The 15,994-nt window shown below is 52.7% G+C and carries 7 protein-coding genes; 4 read left to right on the top strand and 3 right to left on the bottom strand.

The features are described 5' to 3' along the window. Nucleotides 1-92 precede the first annotated feature (92 nt). The 3 genes from GJJ30_RS19800 to GJJ30_RS19790 form a co-directional block, all read right to left on the bottom strand. Nucleotides 93-3,500 (bottom strand): VCBS repeat-containing protein, encoded by a 3,408-nt coding sequence (locus GJJ30_RS19800; RefSeq protein ID WP_154176900.1) that lies wholly within the window; start codon nucleotides 3,498-3,500, stop codon nucleotides 93-95. A 202-nt stretch (nucleotides 3,501-3,702) separates the two neighbouring features. After that, nucleotides 3,703-5,184 carry a RagB/SusD family nutrient uptake outer membrane protein gene (locus GJJ30_RS19795; RefSeq protein WP_154176899.1) on the bottom strand — a complete coding sequence of 494 codons (1,482 nt, stop codon included), beginning with the start codon at nucleotides 5,182-5,184 and terminating at the stop codon, nucleotides 3,703-3,705. A gap of 33 nt (nucleotides 5,185-5,217) precedes the next feature. Continuing rightward, nucleotides 5,218-8,349 carry a SusC/RagA family TonB-linked outer membrane protein gene (locus tag GJJ30_RS19790; RefSeq protein ID WP_229313265.1) on the bottom strand — a complete coding sequence of 1,044 codons (3,132 nt, stop codon included), beginning with the start codon at nucleotides 8,347-8,349 and terminating at the stop codon, nucleotides 5,218-5,220. Nucleotides 8,350-8,891: 542 nt separating this feature from the next. On the opposite strand from GJJ30_RS19790, the gene GJJ30_RS19785 reads away from it, so the two are divergent. The 4 genes from GJJ30_RS19785 (at nucleotide 8,892) to GJJ30_RS19770 (ending at nucleotide 15,919) form a co-directional block, all read left to right on the top strand. Next, nucleotides 8,892-11,891, top strand: coding sequence for an FAD-binding and (Fe-S)-binding domain-containing protein (locus GJJ30_RS19785; protein WP_154176898.1), 3,000 nt, complete (start codon nucleotides 8,892-8,894; stop codon nucleotides 11,889-11,891). A gap of 2 nt (nucleotides 11,892-11,893) precedes the next feature. Next, nucleotides 11,894-13,570, top strand: coding sequence for a hypothetical protein (locus tag GJJ30_RS19780; protein ID WP_154176897.1), 1,677 nt, complete (start codon nucleotides 11,894-11,896; stop codon nucleotides 13,568-13,570). A 1-nt stretch (nucleotide 13,571) separates the two neighbouring features. Next, nucleotides 13,572-13,778, top strand: a complete 207-nt coding sequence (locus GJJ30_RS19775) for a hypothetical protein (RefSeq protein ID WP_154176896.1) — start codon at nucleotides 13,572-13,574, stop codon at nucleotides 13,776-13,778. 170 nt (nucleotides 13,779-13,948) lie between these two features. Next, nucleotides 13,949-15,919: a M1 family metallopeptidase gene (locus GJJ30_RS19770; RefSeq protein ID WP_438821607.1), complete on the top strand. Its 1,971-nt coding sequence runs from the start codon at nucleotides 13,949-13,951 to the stop codon at nucleotides 15,917-15,919. Nucleotides 15,920-15,994 lie beyond the last annotated feature (75 nt).

Raw genomic sequence — 15,994 nt, 5'->3', positions numbered from 1 at the left:
TTACGCGGATTAAAGGATTAAGAAGATTGGCTCCGCAAGCTTCTTTTACATCCTCTTAATCTTTTAATCCGCGTAATCCCGGTTCAAGACGGTTAATCCTTCAGTTCAAGAACTTGTACTTTATCATTATTTTTTACGGCAACAAACTGCCCCTGTTTCAGCCGCGCCAAGTGCCGGACCTGACCGTGGACGATGAAACCGGATGCGGTTGGGTTGAGCGGCTGCCAGCCGTTTTTGCCTTTCCCCAGCAAAACCAGGCCGTAACTGGCGTCGTACCGGCCAATTTCGGGCAAAACATCGTAAAAGTTGCCGGTCAGAACCAGATCCGGCTTTTGGTCACCGTCGAGGTCGGAAATTTCAATGCCGCAAACTGGCGAAAACTGCGCTTCTTTCGGCAACGGCTTAATTGTGAAATGCCCTTTTCCATCGTTTAGCAAAACCACCGATTCGCCCGTATACGCGCGCTGCACGACGGCACTTTGCAGTTGTTTTTCGTCCAGGATCTCGTTGAGTCTTTTGCCCGCGAAATCCGTGAATTTGAGGTATTTTTTCTTGATAGCGGGCATTTCTTTCTGCAAATCCTGTTTCAATACCATCGGATACAGCGTACCGGTTTCGTCGGCACAATTGATGATTTGTTCCAGGCTGCCGTTCTGGTCAAAGTCGGCCGTGTAGAGTTCCGCCGGTATTTTAGCCGTCGCTTTGATCCGGGAATTAAGCCCCAAATTGCCGACCACCAGATCCGTGTCCCCGTCGCCGTCCACATCGCCCGCTTTAACGCAATTCCACCAGCCGGAAGCGGGCGTGGTCGAGTCGGCAAGTTTAGGCGTCTCAGCTGTAGTGAGTTTGCCGCGCTGATTTTGAAAAATGGTAATTGGCATCCAGTCGCCCACCACAATGAGTTCGGGAAAACCGTCGCCGTTCAGATCGGACCAGGTGGCGTCGGTTACCATGCCCAACTTCTCGACTTCCGACAGATACCGTTTCGTGTAATTCTTGAAATTACCGGTTCCGTCGTTGGTGAGCAGGTAACTGGGCGGATTCAAACCGTATTTGCCCGGAATCAGGCGCGTACCCACAAACAAATCCACGTCGCCATCGCGGTCGAAGTCGGCAGCGGCTACGCAGGAACCGCTGGCTTTCAGGTTCGGCAAGCGTTCATCGCGCGTAAAACCGCCCTTGCCGTCGTTGAGATACAGGCGGTCGAGCAGTTCGTCGGCTTCCGCTTCAAACTCATTACTGCCCGACACGACGTATAAATCCAGATCCTGGTCGCCGTCGGCGTCGAAGAAAACCGCATCGACAGCTTCGTACGTTACATCCTGCCGAAAAACCGGTGGCGTTTTCTCGATGAATTTTCCGGCGGATTGCTGCACAAAAAGCCGGTGCGGTTTTCCGAAAGCCCCCCCGAAAAAGACATCATCCAGCCCGTCGCCGTTAACGTCGCCGGTGGCCATCGCCGGGCCGCTGGTCGAGAGCATTTGTTTCAGGAGCGGATCGCGGTTGTAATCCACAAACGGACTTTCTTCGTGCCGGTAATTCAGGCCGGAAACCGCCGTCACATCCCGAAAGAGCGGTTTTGTGAGCGGTTTTTCGGGTTTCCAGAAACCGGTCGCATCTTTTTGGCTGAGGGTCAGGAGCTGGTTCGCTTTCGGCTGTCGCAGGGTCTGCATTCGGTCGTTCGGCCAGACGACCGTCAGCGAGTCGATCAGGCTGTTGGTACCCAACCCAAACAGTAAGTTCAGGTCGACCGACGACTGAAAACCGCGGTTCGGCATTTGCTGCAACACCTGCATCTGGCCTTTCTGGTAAACGAAAACCCGCGCTCCGATGGCGTTGCGGTTTTGAGCTTCACCAGCCAGCTTGACGCGCAGGTAATTCGTCTTGTTTTTCTCGACCGAACCGTTTTTGAAAACCGAAACCGGCGAGTTGACGTTATTCACCACCAGATCCAGATCGCCGTCGTTGTCGAGATCGCCGTAAGCCGCGCCGTTCGAGAAATTCGGTTCGCCCAAGCCCCAACTGGCGGCTTTATTGGAAAAAGCCAGATTCCCTTCGTTGCGGAACGCGTAATTGGGAATGGGTTCGGACGGAGCTTTGTCGAGAAATTCCTTGAAGTTGAATTCGCGCTGACGGGCGATTTGGGCCATGTTTTCGCGGTCGGCTAGGAAGTGGATAAAATCCTGATCCGTCACGTCTTTGGCAATTCCGTTGGCGACAAAAATATCCTTCCGGCCGTCGTTGTCCATGTCGAAAATCAACGCACCCCAGCTCCAGTCCGTCGCGTGAACGCCCGAAAACCGGGCCACGTCGCTGAACAGCGGCACGGTTGTTTTGCCGGAACCGGGTTCATTGCCCTGATTCAGATGCAGCATATTCTGCATGTACTGGTAATGAAAATCCCGCGACAGTTTGATTTCCTGCAGGTCGTAATTCTCGAACGCACCGGTTTTTTTCAGCCGCACGTCATTCCCCGGCAGCATATCCGTCACGAAAATATCCAGCCGTCCATCGTTGTTAACATCGGCCACGTCGGCCCCCATCGACGACAGGCTCAGGTGCGGCATTGCATCCTTGACCGACTCCCGAAACGTGCCGTCGTGGTTGTTCAGGTACAGGTAATCGCGTTCGTAAAAATCGTTGGAGATGTAAATGTCCAGCCAGTTGTCGTCGTTCACATCACCAATCGTGATGCCCAGCCCAAAACCGATCAGACTGCCGTAAATCCCGGCCTGCTCGCTGATATCGGTGAAGTGCGGTTTGGCAGGGGGGGCTTCTTTTTTACCTCTTTGCCCATTGCCCGACACCATGTCATTCCGAAACAATTTGTGGCCACCCAGTGGATCGCGCTCGGAGCGGATGTTGGCGTAACCGAGTTTGCCGACGGGCATGAAGCTGTTGTTGAGCAGGTACATGTCCAGATCACCGTCGCGGTCGTAGTCGAAGAAGGCGGCATGAGTCGAGTAGCCGTGATCGTCCAGGCCGTAGTCGGCGGCCTGCTCGGTGAAGGTTGGAATTCCGTCTTTGCCAATTCCGTTGTTGATAAACAGCTCATTACCGCGATCGTCGCCGGGTCGGATTCCGGCGTTGCAGACGTATAAATCCAGCAAACCGTCGCCGTTGACGTCGGCAAAGGTGGCCCCGGTACTCCACGCCCGTTTTCCGGCAACGCCCGCTCTGGCCGTAACGTCTGCAAATTCAAGCGGAGCCGCGCCCTGTTTTGCCTTGTTAAGGTACAGGCGGTTTTCGCCCATGTTGGCAATCAGGTAGATGTCGGGAAAACCGTCGTTGTTAACGTCACCGATGGCGACGCCCCCGCCGTTGTAGAAATTCCGGTAATTGAAAATGTTGAAGTCCTTGTCGTCGACGACCGAGTTGGTGAAGGTAATATGGGTCGTTTCCGGCGATAATTTTTCAAAAAGCGGTTCTTCGGATGGACCGTTCGAGGACTGACAGCCCATCAGCGCAGACAACAAGACAACTAGAATCCAATAACGCATGAACGGTGGCAGACTGGCAAAATCAGGTTTTAAAGATACTCAATAAATTTCGTTTAGGGCGGTTTTAGCTGCCCCTAAATCCCCTAAAAGGACTTTGTGATAACCACTCAATGCGAACAGTGCCCTTTAAGACATTTAGGTTCGTTCCACTACAACTGAAAAAGCCCGGAGAACCGGGCTTTTTCAGGAAAACAAGTGTTTATCAGTTATACCCCGGATTTTGCTTCAGGTTTGGGTTCAATGAAATCTGATCTTTCGGAATCGGGAATAACGTCCGGTAAGGCTCCGAAGCCGGTTTAAACCGCCATGCTTTATTGAATTGCCCAAACCGGATCAGGTCCTGACGGCGGTGATATTCCCACGCCAGTTCACGTCCCCGTTCGGCCAGAATTTCATCCAGCGTCAACTGAGCCGCCGTATAATCCGGTACGCCCGCCCGTTTCCGGATGATATTGAAATCCGCTAACGCATCGGCTACTTTACCCAGCCGGAAATTGGCTTCCCCACGCATCAGATACACGTCGCCCAAACGATAAATAACGAAGTCGTTACTCATGTCGTTGGTGGTGTTGTTCTTCTGGATTTCGTATTTCTGGCTCCGGGCTCCTGCCAGACGACCGGCTGGGCCAGCGGGCATTTCGAAGGCTGGAATTTCCGGCGTGATCACCATCGGAATACCGTCATCGTCCAGGGCTTTTCCGCTGGCGTCGTACTGCTGACCCACAATCCACATTTTCTTACGTAAATCCTGCGCCGAGAACGAGTTGTAAAATTCAACAACCGTCGCAAAACCGTTCCAGGGAGCGGCCGGCAGGTTGTATGTCAACTGGTGCTTGTAGTGCAACGTGGCCATCTGGATGTTAAAACCGCCTTTTTTCGAGTTGTCAAAAGGCGTCGCCAGAATGATTTCCGGGGAGTTTTGGTTCTGCACTTTGAAGTTATCCAGCAGATCTGCCGTCAGCGAAAACTTGCCCGACTTGATGATGCTGTCACAGCGTACAACCGCATCCGCCCAACGGGGGGTGCCCGTATAAACCTGCGCATTAAGGTACATTTTCGCCAGAATCATGTTGACAACGGGCTTATTGAAGCGACCGTAATAGGCGCCACCTACCGTTGAACTCAATTTGGGGTATACCTCCAGCAGTTCCTTTTCAACCCAGCTGAACACTTCCGTCCGGGTTTTCTGAGCAGGAGTAGCTGCTCCAACCTGATCCGCAATGATCACATTGCCGAACATATCCATTGCCTTGTAATGGAAGAACGCGCGTAACGCCCGAAGCTCGGCTTTCACGCCTTCGTCGGTAATGGAACCCAACTGCTGGTTGATAGAGGTGATGTTGTTGTAACACCAAGTCCAGGGGCCGTTGAACTGTCCATTGTCGGTCGTAGGGTCCCAGGTATGCGTGTAGAGCCGTTTCCAGTTATCCCCGTCTTTCCAGTCACCACCGCGCGTCGGAACAATCTGTTCATCCGTCACGGCGTTTAAGTTGGTGCTATTACCGTAATAATCGGCCAGACCGCTATACAACGGACCGATCAACGCAGCCTGTTGCTGCGCCGTGCTCCCAAACTGGTCGGTCGGAATAACGTCGTAGGTTTTTTCGTCAAGGTTCGTACAAGCCTCGCCTGCCAGCAGCAGAACCAGACAAACGCCCCAAACTCTTATCGTTGAATTAAACATGTTAGTAGTTGGTAATTAGTTGATTAACAACGATCAGAACGTCAAGTTAACACCCAGTTGGAACGAACGGGTTTTCGGATAAATATTACTCACGTCCAGACCGATGTTGTTCGGTGACTGACTTTCGTTTTGCAAATCCGCTTTTACCTGAAGTTCAGGATCGACACCTTTGTACTTCGTGAAGGTAAAGAGGTTGTTTCCACCGATGTAAATCCGGGCGGCTTGCAGATACTTGCTGCTCGTCTTGATGTTGTAACCGATTTGCCAGTTATCCAGACGAACATACGTACCGTTCTCCAGCCAGTAGGTCGACAAGACGTTGGTACCGTAATCTTTTGGCAAATCTGCAACACCGTTCAGCATGTTGGTTTCCAGGATTGAGCCCGGAATCATCAGGTTCGAACGCAGGTTGTTCAGAATTTTGTTGCCAAAGGAACCGCGTAACTGGAAGTTCAGATCGAAGTTTTTGTACGTAAAACCGTTGATGAACGAAGCGGTCAGGAACGGCTGCGGGTTGCCCTGCGCAATCGGGTTCTGGTTGGCAATTCCGGCGGCCGCATCAGCTTTGCTCACGTCCGTTGTGGGTTGATCGCCCGTACCCGGTTTCAGCAGCACTTTTCCATCGGCGGTGTAGCTCACGAACGTCGGAACGTTGTTGAACTCACCCAGCGGACGGCCCGGCCACAGATATGACGCAAACACATCCGACAAACCGCGTCCGCCAAAGGCGTTGAAGCGAATCAGACCCGAGTCGAAGTCGGCGCTTTTCAGGTTAACAATCGTGTTTTTGTTATACGCGCCAACGATCCGGGCATTCCAGTTGAAATCGGTTTTCTGGACTATATCTCCTCCGAATGAAAGTTCGATCCCCCGGTTGCGCATGGTTCCGACGTTGGCCCAGATGAAGTTGGTGAAGTATTTCACCCCATCGGCCGGTACCGAATACCGGTACAGCATGTCTTTGGTCGTCTTGTTATAAACTTCGAGGGTTCCCGAAAACCGTCCGTTCAGCAACTGAAAGTCCAGCCCCAGGTTGGAGGTGGTTAACACTTCCCATTTCAGGTTCGGGTTGGCATTTTGCGTAATCCCGTAACCCGGCAGGAAGTCGGCCACGCTACCATCGTAGTAGGTACCTTTCTGACCGTACAACTGGAGCGACTGATACGGTTTCAACCCTTCGGAGTTCCCGGTTTGTCCCCAGCCCACGCGCAGTTTCAAATAATTCAGCGTGGTCGATTTCGGGAAGAAATCTTCGTTCGTCAGCGTCCAGCCCGCGCCAACCGATGGGAAAAGCCCCCATTTGTTGTTCGCCCCGAATTTCGAACTACCATCGCGCCGTAACGTGGCCGTTACGTTGTATTTGTCGTTCATGTTCAGCGTAGCCCGGCCAAAGAACGATGCCAGCGTTGTCGCGTTGCGATACGAAGTTGCGTAGTTGGATGCCGGACTCAGCAACGTACCCGCTCCGAGACCCAGGTTGTTGTACGACAACGAACTGGTCAGGAATTGCGTGTTCCGGGCCTGAAAACCGTCATAAACAATGTTCTGGTACGAATAACCGCCCAAAACCGAGAAGTTGCTGTTGTTCTGACCAAACGACTTGGTGTAGGTAGCGGTCAGTTCGAGGAGCTTGTTGTTGCTCTGATCCATTTTCCGGTACGATTCACCGTTGGCCGACTGGAACGCTTTAATCGCGCGGTTCCGCGAGCGGCTTTCGTCGGTATTTTCGTTCTGGAACGCGCCGTTAACGCCCAGCGTCAGTCCGTCGATTACTTCGTAGCGCAGGTTAACACCTCCGATCAATAACCGTTTTTGCTGATCAAAATTCTGGTTGTTGATCATGGCAACCGGGTTGGCCAGATCGAAGCTACCGCCGACTTCGTAATAACCGCCGATGTTGTTGGCACCGGTCGGGTCAACCACGGGCAAGGTCGGAAGGAACGTAACTGCCTGAGCAACAATGCCTCCGTCGTTCAGTTTGGAGTTGGTGTTCGTCACCGAGAGGTTATACTGAATGTTCAGGCGGTTATCCAATGCCTTCTGATCCAGGTTGATCCGGCCGGTTATCCGATTAAAACCGGTGTTCTTGATGATCCCTTCCCGGCCGATGTAGTTAAGTGAACCCCGGTAACTGAAAGCGGGAGATCCACCCGAAATCGCCAGATCGTGGTTTGTAGTAACACCCAATCGGGTGATTTCCTTGATCCAGTCGGTGTCGTAATTTCCTGCCGGAAACCGGATTTTGTCAGATGTCAGGGCCGACGCGCCTTTAATTTTGGTAACCGCATCGCGATACCCTTGTGCATCGAGTAAATCCAGCCGTTTTGAGATGGTTTCAACACCCACATAATTGTTGAAAGTAACCGTCGTTCTGCCGGATTTTCCACGTTTGGTCGTTACGATAATGACCCCGTTGGCCGCCCGGGAACCGTAAATAGCGGCTGCCGAAGCATCTTTCAACACGTCCATCGATTCGATATCCGTTGGCGAAACCGTCTGAATCGGTACGCCGATTACCCCATCGACCACGTACAGCGGATCACTACCGCCCGCCAGTGAAGTATAACCACGCAACCGAACGGTCGGCGCCTGGTTGGGATCACCCGAAGGCATCGTAATGACCAGACCGGCTACTTTTCCCTGAATGGCCTGCAGGGGGTTCGGAACGATACCGGGGTTGAATTCTTTGGCCGTTACCTGCTGAACCGAACCGGTGAGGTCTTTGCGCTTGGCAGTTCCGTAACCAACGACCACAACTTCTTCCAGTGATTTGGTGTCGGAAGTCAGGACAGCATCAACCACGGAGCGGTTTCCTACGGCGACTTCCTGGTTCTGTAACCCGATGAAGCTAAAAACCAGGGTAGCGTTGTCGGGAACATTGCTGAGGGAGTATTTCCCCTCGGCATCGGTGTTGGTTCCACGGGTGGTTCCTTTCAACTGAACCGTCACGCCCGGTAGCGGAACTTTGTCTTCTGATGAAGTGACGGTACCGGTTACGGTACGATCCTGAGCAAAAGCCTGGCTTAGGCTCAGGCAGAGAATGAACGTAAATGAGAGTAAAATAGCCGGGAAAAAACCGCTCCGGCTGGCCTGAGCTGCCCCTAGCTTTTCGGACCGACTAACCTCTTTACGTCCATGATTGAATCCGATAAAGCGATTCATCATAGGTTAACTTTTAGAATAGGTGAAATGAAAGACGCAGTCAGAGTCAATAATCAGGTTCCTATACGGCAGAGAACATACCAATAGCTAAACGCCGACAAATCAATGGATTTGCTGTTCGCTTAGCGGATTATTCTTACGCTCAACTATTTACGTATATGGTATCGTTCCGGTATTTTATAGAACATAATTACGATCTGATAGGGCAAATTACAATAAATAAACTGTATAATACAATGGTGAAACCCTAAAATTATTCTGGTGTTTATTTTTGTAAATAATTGCAGGAAAGACGATCAAAAAAATAGAGGCAGAAGTCACTGCCAAAATTGCATGTATATGACCAGTAGGATAAGCTAACCGCCTAGTTATTAACCTATTCTGCCGGTGTCCTTTGCCCGATAAAATTGTACTTTTTAAACACACCCGGTTGTCTGTTAACTACCGGTTTCGAATGCGATTCTGGAAAAATTTGTACCTTTAAGGTCGGGTACTGTTAAAATTTTTGCGAACCACATTTGATTCGGTTTCGGACGAAGACTCTTATGGTCAATCAGGATAGATTACAACAGCTTTCAACGCAGTTAGAGGGTGAGTTTTACACCGATTTCACCCAGCGAACTTTATATGCTACCGATGCCTCCGCTTACCGTGAAATGCCGCTGGCGGTTGCCGTTCCGAAATCGATTGGCGATCTTAAAAAATTGATTGCCTTTGCCCGCGAAAACCGCACCTCGCTCATTCCCCGTACGGCCGGAACCTCATTGGCCGGGCAGGTCGTTGGCAGCGGAATTGTCGTCGATGTTTCTAAAAACTTCACCCAAGTTATTGAGCTGAATGAGCAGGAGCGCTGGGTGCGCGTGCAGCCCGGCGTGGTGCGCGACGAACTGAACCTGTTTCTAAAACCGTACGGTTTGTTTTTTGGGCCGGAAACCTCAACGGCCAACCGGGCGATGATCGGCGGAATGGTCGGGAACAATTCCTGTGGTTCCAATTCAGTGGTGTATCGCTCAACCCGGGAACATTTGCTGTCCGTAAAAGTCCTGCTGTCCGACGGAAGTGAAGCCGAGTTCGGTCGTTTAGACACGGCCGAATTCGACCAGTTGATCAGTGCCGGTACGCAGAAGAACGGCAGTGCGTCGCTGCTGGATAAAATATACCTGAAAACCAACGAAATCCTGGCCAATCCGGCCAACCAGTCCGAAATCCGGAGTCAGTTTCCCAAACGGAGCATCGAACGGCGAAACACGGGTTATGCGCTGGATGAACTGCTTGAAACGGAGCCTTTTACGGCCGGAACCGATGCCTTTAATTTCTGTAAACTCATTGCCGGATCGGAAGGAACGCTCTGTTTCCTGACCGAGATCAAGCTGAATGTGGTGCCGCTGCCGCCCAAAGAACTGGGTTTGGTTTGTGTGCATTTCAATGACGTCGATGAGTCGCTGCGGGCCAACCTGATTGCACTGAAATATCAGCCCCGCGCCGTTGAACTGATCGATCATTATATTCTGGAGTGTACGAAAGACAATATCGAGCAGCGCAAAAACCGCTTCTTCGTGCAGGGCGATCCGGGGGCCATTCTGGTGGTGGAGTTTGGCGGAACGACCCGCGATGAGATTGCCGCGCAGGCCGTCAAAATGGAGGCTGAAATGCGGGCGGCTGGCCTGGGCTATCATTTTCCGGTTTTATACGGCGAGGATACCAAGAAAATCTGGACGTTGCGGAAAGCGGGTCTGGGTCTGCTGGCCAACCTGCCGGGTGATGCCAAAGCCGTGGCGGTAATCGAAGACACGGCCATCGACGTGCACGATTTGCCTGCTTACATCCGCGATTTCAATGAAGTGCTGACCCGACACAGCATGTCGGCGGTGCATTACGCCCATGCCGGTTCGGGCGAAATTCACCTGCGGCCGATTATCAATCTGAAAACCGCCGAAGGTCACCGGCAATACCGGATGATTGCCGAAGAAATTGCCCGGCTGGTCAAAAAATACGACGGGTCGCTTTCGGGTGAACACGGTGACGGCCGGTTGCGGGGCGAGTTTATTCCGCTGATGGTGGGCCCGAAAAACTACGAGTTGATGCGGGAAATCAAGCAAACCTGGGACCCGTACGGTATTTTCAATCCCGGCAAAATCGTGGAAACGCCCCCGATGGACACGTTTCTGCGGTACGAAGCCGGGCAGCAGACACCGGAGTTCAAAACGTTTTTCCGGTTTCAGGACCAAAATATCCTGCAACACGCCGAGCAGTGCAATGGCTCCGGCGACTGCCGCAAAACCGAACTGTCGGGCGGCACGATGTGCCCCAGTTATATGGCGACCCGCAACGAAAAAGAAACGACGCGGGCGCGGGCTAATATTCTCCGCGAAATGCTGACGCTTTCGCCGAAGGAAAACCGCTTTGACAACCAGGAGATCAAGGAAGTATACGACCTGTGTCTGGCCTGCAAAGGCTGTAAAGGCGAGTGTCCGTCGAATGTCGACGTGGCCAAGCTGAAAATGGAGTTCCTGCAACATTACCACGATGCGAATGGCGTACCGGTTCGCAGCCGCCTGATTGCCAATTTTGCAAGCTTATCGGGGCTGGCTTCGCTGGTTCCCTGGGCCTACAATGCGGTTTTGGGGACGGAATCGCTCCGGCGGGTTGCCAACCGCGTGATCGGTTTTCATCCCGATCGCACCATGCCGCTGCTGCATTCAACAACCCTGCGGAAGTGGGCGAAAGGGGCGTTGGGCATGGGGCAGAGGGGAGAGGGCATGGAGCATGGGGCTGAGGGTAATTCAATAGCCCTTCGCCCTCTGCCCTCTGCCAAAAAACTCTACCTTTTCTGCGATGAGTTTACGAACTACAACGACGTGGAAGTGGGCAAAAAGGCGGTTTCGCTGTTGAAAAAACTGGGCTACGAGGTAATCATTCCGGAACACGGCGAAAGTGGGCGGGCGGCTTTGTCGAAAGGCTTGCTGCGGCAGGCCAAGAAGCTGGCGGAAAAGAACGTCCGTTTGCTGAAAGACCTGATTACCATCGAAACGCCACTGGTGGGCATCGAACCGTCGGCCATTCTGACGTTTCGGGACGAATACCCGGACCTGGTCGACGAGTCGCTGGTGGCCGACGCCCGTCGGATTTCCGAAAGCACGCTGACGTTCGAGGAGTTTATCGCCCGCGAGATTGACAAGGGCGCCATTCCAAAAACCGCCTTCACGACCGAAAAACGGCTGATCAAACTGCACGGACACTGCCAGCAGAAAGCGGTTTCGTCGCTGGTGCCGTCGAAAAAAATGCTGTCGTTGCCCGAAAATTACGAAGTCCAACTGATTCCGTCGGGTTGCTGCGGCATGGCCGGTTCGTTTGGCTACGAGGCCGAGCATTACGACGTATCGATGAAAATTGGCGAACTGGTGCTGTTCCCCACCGTGCGCAAACAGGCCGACGACGTGATCATTGCGGCCGCCGGAACCAGTTGCCGCCACCAGATCAAGGACGGAACCGGTCGCAAGGCCAAACATCCGGCGGAAATCCTTTACGAAGCTTTAGCTATTTGAGAATGAAAAACCGACTGGCCTGGCTTCTGACGGGTATTTTACTGCTGATTATTTCCGGTTTGGCGCTGACTCATAACCTGCCGTGGCGGTATGACGTGACCTTCGGCGACGAAATGACGTACCTCGCTTCCGGGCTGACCTACACCTTTCCGCCCGATCCGTATCTGGCGCAGTGGGGTTCATTTTATGCGGCCTGGCTGCGGTTTTTGCAGGTTTTTGCGCCCGATACGCTCGATCTGTTCTACCTAAACTGGCGTTTGCTGATCATCCTGACCGGTGCGTTGCTGTTTTTGTATCTCTACCTGCGGAAATCGGGATTTGCCGTCAGCCTGTTCTGTGCGCTCTGTTTCCAGTTTTCGACCATGAGTGTGCAACTGGACCCGCGCATTTCGGCCTTCACGTTATGTCTGATGCTGGCGGGGCTTTGTGTGGTTCAGGCGCGGGAGTGGTCGGCGCGGAATGTGCTGTTGATCACGGCGGTAACGGCTTTGGTGTGTGCGTATGTCCGGCCGGAATTTTACATTTCCATGTTGCTGGCGGCTGGTCTGGCTGCCGGAACGTTTTTCATTCCCGGGTTACGCGGCAAAAACCGCTCCCTGAGCGCATTTTCGGGTTTATTGGGTGTTGCTGCGCTGGTAGTAGTCTTTTTCTTCCTTTTCGGAAATCCGCTGGCGCAGGGCGAAAAGGGCAGCAATCGCAGCTTCGACGCGTTTGTGCAGCATTTCAGTATTAACTACAACACCTGGAATAACCGGCCCATCGACATTCCGATTGTCGAACAGTTCAAGCTCATTTCCGATGTTTTCGGCAAAGACGTCAAGTCGATGAGTGACGCTTTCCGGGCGCATCCCGATCTGGTTCTGCGGCATTTCTGGACCAATATTGTCAATACAACGAAGGCGGAATTCCGGGTTTTGGGAAGCGTCATTTTCGAAACGCCCCTGATGCACCTGACCTCGCCCTACCGGAAATGGATTTTGGGCGGTTTTCTGGTGGTAATCGTTTTCGGACTGGTCGATTTGCCGGGAACGTTCCGACAGTTCACCGGCAAACGAATCAAACTGACCAGCAAAGAACTGGCGCTGCTGATCCTGCTTTTTCCGTCGATGGCATCGGTGGTGCTCGTTTTTCCGCGATCGCACTACCTATATTTCCACGCCATCGGGCTGATTACGGTTTTTGCTTACCTGCTGGGGAGCATCAAGTTACGCGTCGTGCAATCGCCGGTCTGGCTGGGCGGTTTGGCCGGTTTGATGCTGATCTGGGTGGTTTTTCAGACCGTTCAACAACAGAAAGAAACGCGGCCCACGCCCGTGGCCGATAACATCCGGTTTATCCGATCCCTCTCGATCAATGGGACCGTCACCTCACTGGAACGGGAGTGGTACCGGATTTTTCTGTATGGCCGGGAGCAGAAACCGCGCTGGATTCGGGTAGAAATGTACCAGCCCAATACCGACTTTGGCCGTTTTCTGAACGAGCAGAACGTTAACTTTATCCTGATGACCCGGGATATGCAGACGTATTTTTCGCAGGATAGCGGTTTTACAACTTTTCTGAACAGCGCGGAGTCGGGCGCGTTCCGGCGGTTAAAAGCTCCGGAACCAGGAAGTTACCTGTTAATCCGGCCGGAACTGTTGCCGAAGGATTCCCGCGTTTCGTGGCTACCGAATCCCTAGCATGGTCAAAATCCTGAAAGCCGTCGTCGTTGTTGTGATGGTCATTACCTGGTTAGTCACCGGTTTGTTGCTGGCTTTTTTAACGCCGAGCTTTTGGGGAAAAATCGCCACCGGCGGCATTGGGATTATTTTGAATATTCTCCTGGCTATTGCGTATAGTTGCCTCGGAAACCGGCCGGCCAGTTTCCGCGACTGGTTTAAGATGTAGAAACCGCACCAAATGAAAAGCTGTTCGGAACGTTAGTAATTAAGAAGAAAAGATCAGTTTTACGTTTATAATTTATGGCTCAAAAATGTAAATCGGCTGATGGCGACCGGTTTATGTGGAAAACCATACATTCTAAATTAGTTTGCTGATTACGTAGATCAATCAACTTCATGAATAAACTGTTTTTTTTTATTGGATTTTTTTGCGTGCTGACTGAAGTCCGGGCCCAATCCGGGACTTCTTCCAAATACGACGCCCACGAGCTTTTTCATCCGCTTTTCAATATGCAGCCCGGGAACGATTACCGGACCGGCAGCGGGAATCCCGGACCGCGTTATTGGCAAAACCGGGCCGATTATAAAATTAACGCTCGCCTGGACGATGAGAAAAACGTGCTGACTGGCGAGGTCGAAATCACGTATAAAAACAACAGCCCCGAAGCCCTGCCGTTTTTGTGGCTGCAACTCGATCAGAACGCTTTTTCGGATACATCCCGGGCCACCAAAACAACACCCGTCCGCGGTGGTCGTTACGGCAACACCGGTTTTTCGGGCGGTTTTGCAATTCAGTCCGTCACGATCGATGGAAAGTCAAAAGCTGTTGATTACCTCGTTACCGATACGCGGATGCAGGTGCGTCTGAGCGAACCGCTGAAACCGGGTGGCGATGTGATCAAGTTAAAAATTGAGTATTCGTTTAAAATCCCGGCCTACGGTTCCGATCGAATGGGAACTTCGCAAACCCGCAACGGCCTGATTTACGAGATGGCGCAATGGTACCCGCGGATGTGCGTTTACGACGACATTGAAGGCTGGAATGTGCTGCCTTACCTCGGAGCTGGTGAATTTTACCTGGAATACGGCGATTTTGAATACGCGATCGACGTGCCCTGGAATCACCTAGTGGTCGGTTCCGGCGAATTGCTGAACCCGCAGGAAGTGCTGACGGCCGAGCAGCAAAAGCGGTTGGCGCTGGCCCGCAACAGCGACAAAACCGTGCTGCTCCGATCCCGGGACGAGGTGAACGACCCGCAAAGCCGCCCGAAACAAACCGGTCGGCTGACGTGGCGGTTCCGGTGCCAGAATGCCCGCGACGTAGCCTGGGCCACGTCCAAAGCGTTTGTGTGGGATGCGGCCCGGATCAATCTGCCGAGCGGGAAAAAGGCGCTGGCGATGTCGGCGTACCCGACGGAAAGCGCCAGTGACGATTCCTGGAACCGCTCGACGGAATACATCAAAGGCTGTATTGAATTTTACTCGAATTACCTGTTTGAATATTCGTATCCGGTCGCGACCAACGTCGCCGGTATTGTGGGCGGCATGGAATACCCCGGCATTGTTTTCTGCGATCGGCGCGACAAGAAAGAGTCGCTCTGGGGCGTTACAGACCACGAGTTTGGGCACAACTGGTTCCCAATGATTGTGGGTAACAACGAACGGAAATACGCCTGGATGGATGAGGGCTTCAATACGTTTATCAATCAGCTTTCGACGGCGAACTTCAACAAAGGCGAATATAACCGGCAGAAGGGAACGATGCACGACATTGCCCCGGCTTTATTCAACATCGACGAACCAATTATGACCATCCCCGACGTGCTGCAACCGCTGCATCTGGGCGTGATGGGCTATTACAAACCGGGAATGGGCCTGAAACTGCTGCGCGATGTGGTGCTGGGTCCGAAGCGGTTTGACTTTGCTTTCAAGACCTACGTTCAGCGCTGGGCGTTCAAGCACCCGACGCCGTACGACTTTTTCCGGACCATCGAGGACGCGGCCGGGGAAGACCTGGGCTGGTTCTGGCGCGGGTATTTCTTCGAAACCTGGAAACTGGATCAGTCGGTAAAAGAGGTGCGGTACGTCGAACAGGACCCGCAGAAAGGCTCGGTGATTACTATCGAAAACCTGGAAAAGTGGGCGATGCCGGTGACGGTTGAAGTTGAAGAAGTGGGCGGCAAAAAAACGCGGGTCAACCTGCCGGTCGAAATCTGGCAGCGGGGCGGCACCTGGAGTTTCAAACAACCGACTACGGCTCCCATCCGCGCGGTGACCATCGACCCGGATGAGCAGGTTCCGGACATCAATCCCAAAAACAACGTCTGGCGAAACAGCTCCGCGCCGTCGTCGTCAACGGCAAATTAAATTATGAATTATGGATTATGAACGATGAATTCTGGCTACCGCAGCGCATAATTCATCGTTCATAATCCATAATTC

The sequence above is a fragment of the Larkinella terrae genome (assembly GCF_009668025.1).
Classification (GTDB): Bacteria; Bacteroidota; Bacteroidia; order Cytophagales; family Spirosomataceae; genus Larkinella; species Larkinella terrae.
Note: the sequence above shows the minus strand (reverse complement) of the source record. Positions and strands in the feature narration are given on the sequence as shown.

Excerpts from the sequence above, each read along its gene's own strand:
- GJJ30_RS19795 (WP_154176899.1), bottom strand. The coding sequence starts at position 5,184 with ATGTTTAATTCAACGATAAGAGTTTGGGGCGTTTGTCTGGTTCTGCTG.
- GJJ30_RS19775 (WP_154176896.1), top strand. The coding sequence starts at position 13,572 with ATGGTCAAAATCCTGAAAGCCGTCGTCGTTGTTGTGATGGTCATTACC.
- GJJ30_RS19800 (WP_154176900.1), bottom strand. The coding sequence starts at position 3,500 with ATGCGTTATTGGATTCTAGTTGTCTTGTTGTCTGCGCTGATGGGCTGT.
- GJJ30_RS19780 (WP_154176897.1), top strand. The coding sequence starts at position 11,894 with ATGAAAAACCGACTGGCCTGGCTTCTGACGGGTATTTTACTGCTGATT.
- GJJ30_RS19790 (WP_229313265.1), bottom strand. The coding sequence starts at position 8,349 with ATGATGAATCGCTTTATCGGATTCAATCATGGACGTAAAGAGGTTAGT.
- GJJ30_RS19770 (WP_438821607.1), top strand. The coding sequence starts at position 13,949 with ATGAATAAACTGTTTTTTTTTATTGGATTTTTTTGCGTGCTGACTGAA.
- GJJ30_RS19785 (WP_154176898.1), top strand. The coding sequence starts at position 8,892 with ATGGTCAATCAGGATAGATTACAACAGCTTTCAACGCAGTTAGAGGGT.